Origin of the sequence: uncultured Campylobacter sp. (assembly GCF_938045595.1) — a bacterium.
Classification (GTDB): Bacteria; Campylobacterota; Campylobacteria; order Campylobacterales; family Campylobacteraceae; genus Campylobacter_B.
This window is the reverse complement of sequence record NZ_CALIBB010000018.1, coordinates 1-5860: the sequence shown is the minus strand read 5'-3', so window position 1 is coordinate 5860 and position 5860 is coordinate 1. Positions and strand designations below refer to the sequence as shown.

Here is a 5860-nt window from a genome sequence, read left to right as displayed (position 1 = left end):
CGGCGTAAATTTTAAAATGATTAAATTTCAAGGTGCCGCGAAGTTCGCAAGTCTTTTCTGCGGTAGCCAAAAGCTCGCAGGCTTTAAAATTTGAAATTCCAAAATCCGTAAAGCAAGATTTCGCGCCGTATCGTTTCGCGGGCAAAATTCGGCGCCGCGTAGAGTCTAATTTACCCCACACCGAAGGCGCAGAGTAAATTAAAATGTATTAATACCGTAAGAGAGGAGCGGTTTTGATCTTAAGCTGATACCAAAATAATTTCGATATTATGTAGCAAATGCATCTAACTTCTATTATAAAAATTTTATAGATTAATATAGAAGTGATTACATATTTAATTCTGATATTTCAAGGCTTTCTTTAACTTTTGCTATAAAATCATCAATATTATAATATGGTATATCTAAGTTCTTGTTATACTTTGTAAATTGTGCAAACCTTATTGTATCACGGTGTATAATTGGTGCAACAAATACGCTAAATTTAACTTTAGAATTATTACTATTGTTAATATAGGTTTCCAAATGTCTTTCTATTGGTATCATTTCGTTTGTTACCTGATTTCTACCCCTTATTAGACTCACCTCTATATAGCTTTCAGTAGTATCATCATACGCTACAATGTCAGCCACACCGCCACTTGCTGTAAATATTGGAATACCTTCGTCATCACATCTATAATTTGGAATAATTTGTAAAGTATTAAAATTTTGACAAAGAAAAATAGCCGTTAAAAATTCAAATCGCAAAGGCCTATCAATATGTCTTAAAAGGTTATCGCCACTAGCCCTATTAGTCAAACAAGTAGTTTTTAATTCATTTTCTATTTGTTCTAGTGTGTAAGAAATAGCAAGTTGGTTCAGTCTTTCAATTTTTATATAGCTTGACACCTCTTCGATAGGCCGTCTAATTAATTCTTCATCGATTTCCGACATGAATTCATAAAAAGCAAAACGATTTGAATCAGTATCATCAAGATAATTACCTTGAAAACTTATTGGATTCGATAAGATATAATCGACTTTTTCTATTTCATTATGGTTAATGTCTATGAATTTTCCAGCTCCACGAAGAGATATGAGCCCAGTAATACGCATTTTTCGTATATACTCGTCTACCGCTTCACCGGTAATTTGTCCTATTTTAAATCTAACAGCGTTATTACTTTCTAATAATTCCAAACATTTTTCAAAAATGAATTCATTAGAATAACTAAAGTGGACATGGTTTAATGCAAAGATTTCATCTCTTAATGCTAATATATAATTAAATAGTGCTTCATCGTCGTTGTTTCTCCAGCAAAGCAATATTGGTATTTCTTTTACATTTAAACTGCTCATTCCATTATCGTTTAATCTTTTTAACAGCGCAAGTAATAACCTAAAAGGTGTATTATGATTTAAATTTTTCTTATATGGATTGCCTACTTCGTATTTTCTTAAGGCATTTAAAAATACACTACCCATTAAAGCTTCATCAATATTTTCTCTAGGTTCTTGATTCTGTATATCAAAGCAACTCTCATCAAAATTTTACCTATTTGACTAATTAAAATAGGTTGATCTTTGGCATAGTAACAAAATCCAAATTCACTCATTAATTTATACCAAGTATCAAATCTACTTTCCCATCCCTTATCAAACCCCCTTTCCTTATGTTCTTGAGGTGAATTTTCTATAATAAGTTCCAACTCCTCATTACTAAAAACACTTTCTTCATTTTCAAAGCTATAAGCTAATTCTGTATTATAATTTAAGTATCTTGAGCGATATAACTTTAAACGCAACACATTTTTAATTATTTGCATAATAATATCGTGAGTTAGAACCTCATTCTCATAAGCTAGCATAGCAAATAAAAATCCAGCCATTCTTGTTGGATTTCTCATAGTAGTAGAAAAACTTAAAGCCTTACGCTCTAAAGCTCTAGGCATAGTATCTCCTGAAAAGTAGATTAGCAAATTATATATAATTTGTTATAAAAATTTCCTTACTGTCAGTTTTTATAGTATTATCATTAAAGCTAATATAATTGCTATTGATATTGTATATTTTATATTTGTTCTTATTGGCCCATTGTTTTAAAATATTATTAATCCTTCCTTTGTGGTAGATCAAATTTGTAATACCAAATTTAATATTTTTTTTGTGTAACTCGTCTATTTTAGAATACAACTCATATTCGTTAATTTCGCTCCAAATTTTATTATATTCTGAATTTGAAATTAAATATGGTGGATCAAAATACACATAGTCGTTATCTTTAAATTTTAAGCTATCTAAAAATTCTATATAGTCCATATTTGAAAATTTGATATCTTTATTGTTTGTAAAAACTTTATAGCTCGACAGGGCATTGTATACATTTTGATTAAAATCTACATTGCCTACAGGCAAATTAAAATCGCCACTAGAATTAAAACGTATAATGCGATTGAAACCATAAATTAAAAGCAAATAGAGCTTTACGAAATCATTTTTATCTGTGTTATAATCGCTTCTCATTTTTTCATAAGGTAGTTTATTAAATTTTGCGTAGTAGGTTTTAATATGTTGCCTTTTTAGTGTATTTGGGACATTGACGCCTTTAAAAGAAAACGATAATCCATATTTGTTAATGATGTTGGTAAATTTTCTCATGAGCTCGTCAAGATCAAAATTTAAAAACATTTTATGTAAAGCTATTATATTTTTATCAATATCATTAGCCAAGTAACTATTTGCATTTGTATTTAAAAATACACTTCCTCCGCCTACAAAGGGTTCAATAAATCTATTTATTTCTTTTGGAAATAGCTCATTTAATTGTGGCATTAATTTATATTTATCGCCCGTATAAAATAATGGGGAACGATTAGGTTTTATGATCATTTGACATCTACGAAAAACAAAAATTCTTTATGGTTCAATAGCGCTGTTTTACCGGCATTAAAATATGAATATGGCCTCTCTTTTACATAAAGTTGCCCTTTTTTGGATAAAATGGTCTTTAGTTGCTCATAACTTATTTTATTTTTAGAAGAACTTGATTTTGATGCATATGTATTATTATAGGTAACAGCTATATATTTGCAGTCTAAATTTTCTATCAAATCTGAAAAAGATTTCGAGGCAGAAACCTTGCAGTATTCACTCATATTTTCTTCTTTTGGCTTTAAGGCCACTCCACTTAATTTTGGTTTTTCCCACTTTACTAAATTTTCATATATATGATAGAAGCGACTATATTGACGAGAATTATACGGAGGATCTATAAAAAACAAATCGGCTTTAATATTCTTTGATAGTTCATTTGCATCTCTTTTATAAATTTCTATTGTCTTTTCTGATTTTATGGGTCTAATTAATTCAAATTTAAATTTATCAATCGGTTTTTTTTGTTTTATATACGCATCATAGTGTCCAACGGTATTAGCCACCTTATCCATTGAGTAAATTAAACTAGCAAGTAATATATTTTCAATATTTTGTGAAAAATTTGCTTTGCTTATATATTCTCTAATTGAGCCTATTTTTAAGCAATCATTATATGAAAAATAGGTATCAGCAAAATTATCACTAAAATAATTTGCTACTGTCTGAATTGCTTCATTGCAGTATTGTTTTATATTCTCAAGTTCCTTAAAATCTGCTTTATCGCCTTTAAAAAAAGCTTGATATATAACTTTATTAGAGTATAAAAAATCATTTATAATAATTTTATTGGCATTACTGTTTGCAATAAACTTTTGTGCTACTACGCCGCTACCGGCGAAAATATCTGCTACTGACCCTATATCTTCTAGTGGCAAATTGTCGAATATCCAATCCAGTAGCTTTGTTTTTGCTCCAATATACCTACGATTTTCTATTTTAAAGTAATTGGTCATTTCTGCTTACCTGCCACGTTCTAACAATCCTTACAATGTCATCATCGTTAAGCTGTGAAAGCATATCTAAAATAGCTCTCATAGCTAGCGGTTGATTAACGTCTCTTAGCCACTCTGTATATGTTCGCAAAGACACTCCGAGTCTGTTAGCCATCTCTTGTTGCGAGATATTTTGTATCTCTTTGCTTTCTATAAGCGTATGCGTCTTTTTTAAAATTTGCGATAGCTTCATATTCACGCCTTTTGTATCAATATTTGTATTATATCTAAATATCTTTAAATATAAAAGAGATGTATATATGTATAGCATGAATATTTTTATGTATGTATTTTAAGCTTCAATATAGGCATAATTATGTATAATATAACTATAAAAATATAGGAGGTAGATATGGCACAACACTTTTTACTATCGGCTGAAGCTCGCAAGCTATCTCTTATTAAAATCGCAAGAATGAATGACTTTCAAGCTATCGCGGCTTTTAGGCAAGTTCGTTGGTTTGAAACCAAAGGTAAGCCAGTGTGTCCTTGCTGCGGTAGTAGCGGCAAAATTTACTTCATAACCTCTCGTAAGCAGTTTAAGTGTAAGGAGTGCGCTAGCTTTTTTAGTGTTACGAGCGGCACGATTTTTCATGGGCATAAGCTACCGCTTCAAACCATACTTGCTGCCATTGCGATATTCGTTAATGCCGCCAAAGGAATTTCGGCGTTACAACTCTCTCGAGACTTAAATGTTCAATATAAAACTGCTTGGGTATTGCTGCATAAAATTCGCGAAAGCTTAATGGATTATAATAGCTCAAAGCCGTTTCAAGGAGTAGTCGAAATGGACGGCGTATATGTTAACGGCTATATCCGCCCTAGAAATAGATTAGAAAAAAGAATAGATCGTAGAAAGGCATACAAGCCTAATAAAAGAGTAGTTATATCACTTAGGCAAAGAGATCAATTCGGCATCGGCGCAAATCGAACGAGAACCTTTATTTTAAGAAGCGAGAATCCGGTAGAATTAAGTCGTATAGCTCATAGATTTATCGCAAGAGGCAGCGAAGTGCACACGGACGAGAATATCGGATATTCAAATTTTATCGCTCATTACGATCACAGAGTAGTAAATCATGCCATAGAATATTGCGGCGCAAACGGAGAAAACAACAACCAAAGCGAAAGCTACAACTCAAGGTTTCGCAGGCTTCAATACGGACAATGTCATAAGCTAGGCACGTTATATCTATCAAACTATGCTAATGAGATAGCTTACAGAGAAGATACAAGGCGTTTTGATAACGGCTTTATCTTTAGAGATATTTTAAAAAAGTGCTTAGACAGCGGAATTTCAAACGAATTCTGCGGTTATTGGCAAGGCAATCATAGAGTAGCCGAGAGATTAGGCATTTAGAATTTTTATACAATATTGTTTTGTGTCGTTTGTAATACGGCATTCTATTACATCTTGACGGACTAAATTCTCTAAAACGGTATAAATTCCGCCGTATATCGATTTATGAAGTTCTTGCGGTAGGGCTTTTGCTTTCATTACATATTCTGTTAATTCATTTATATCGACATTGTCGTTATTTTTTATATACTCTATAACGAGCTTTGTTAGTTCTTTATGCTTAAAATGTCTTTCCTTTGTTTTCTTAGCCGCTATATTTCTTAAGTCGTAGTTTGGATCGAATATCTTTATGCTTTTTGAGATAGTTGAAATTTCATCTCTCGCTTCTTTGATAGCTTCTTGATATGATTTAATTCTGCCCTGAAGCTCTGCGTGTTTAGCTACTAAAGCCGATATTGCGTGAGATTCTGCCATATTTTTCCCTTTTTACTGCAATTGTTATATGCGATTAATATGGCTATAATTTTATCTGATTATTTTATAGAAGTTGGTTGCGGTTGCTACATAATACCGATAGTTTTTATATATCTTTTGATCTGAGCCTCTTGATCGCCGGCATAAATTTTATTTTCTAAAATAATATGCTTCGTGC

General features: G+C 31.5%; 6 protein-coding genes and 1 pseudogene. 1 reads left to right on the top strand and 6 read right to left on the bottom strand.

All coding sequences use genetic code 11. The features are described from left to right. Positions 1-327 precede the first annotated feature (327 nt). The 4 genes and pseudogenes from Q0340_RS00605 to Q0340_RS00590 form a co-directional block, all read right to left on the bottom strand. A pseudogene (locus Q0340_RS00605) lies at positions 328-1934 on the bottom strand (AlwI family type II restriction endonuclease). A gap of 28 nt (positions 1935-1962) precedes the next feature. Continuing rightward, positions 1963-2871, bottom strand: a complete 909-nt coding sequence (locus tag Q0340_RS00600) for a Dam family site-specific DNA-(adenine-N6)-methyltransferase (protein ID WP_298081736.1) — start codon at positions 2869-2871, stop codon at positions 1963-1965. Further along, positions 2868-3869 carry a DNA adenine methylase gene (locus Q0340_RS00595; protein ID WP_298081735.1) on the bottom strand — a complete coding sequence of 334 codons (1002 nt, stop codon included), beginning with the start codon at positions 3867-3869 and terminating at the stop codon, positions 2868-2870. The genes Q0340_RS00600 and Q0340_RS00595 overlap by 4 nt, the downstream gene beginning before the upstream one ends. Next, on the bottom strand, positions 3853-4101 hold the full coding sequence (locus Q0340_RS00590) for an XRE family transcriptional regulator (protein WP_298081734.1): 249 nt from the start codon (positions 4099-4101) through the stop codon (positions 3853-3855). The genes Q0340_RS00595 and Q0340_RS00590 overlap by 17 nt, the downstream gene beginning before the upstream one ends. 159 nt (positions 4102-4260) lie before the next feature. On the opposite strand from Q0340_RS00590, the gene Q0340_RS00585 reads away from it, so the two are divergent. After that, complete coding sequence (locus tag Q0340_RS00585; protein ID WP_298081733.1) at positions 4261-5268, top strand: IS1595 family transposase; 1008 nt, start codon at positions 4261-4263, stop codon at positions 5266-5268. Here the strand turns inward: Q0340_RS00585 and Q0340_RS00580 are convergent. Then, positions 5257-5682 carry a hypothetical protein gene (locus Q0340_RS00580; protein WP_298081732.1) on the bottom strand — a complete coding sequence of 142 codons (426 nt, stop codon included), beginning with the start codon at positions 5680-5682 and terminating at the stop codon, positions 5257-5259. The genes Q0340_RS00585 and Q0340_RS00580 overlap by 12 nt on opposite strands. Before the next feature lie 86 nt (positions 5683-5768). Continuing rightward, positions 5769-5846, bottom strand: coding sequence for a PD-(D/E)XK nuclease family protein (locus tag Q0340_RS12325; protein ID WP_363317238.1), 78 nt, complete (start codon positions 5844-5846; stop codon positions 5769-5771). Positions 5847-5860 lie beyond the last annotated feature (14 nt).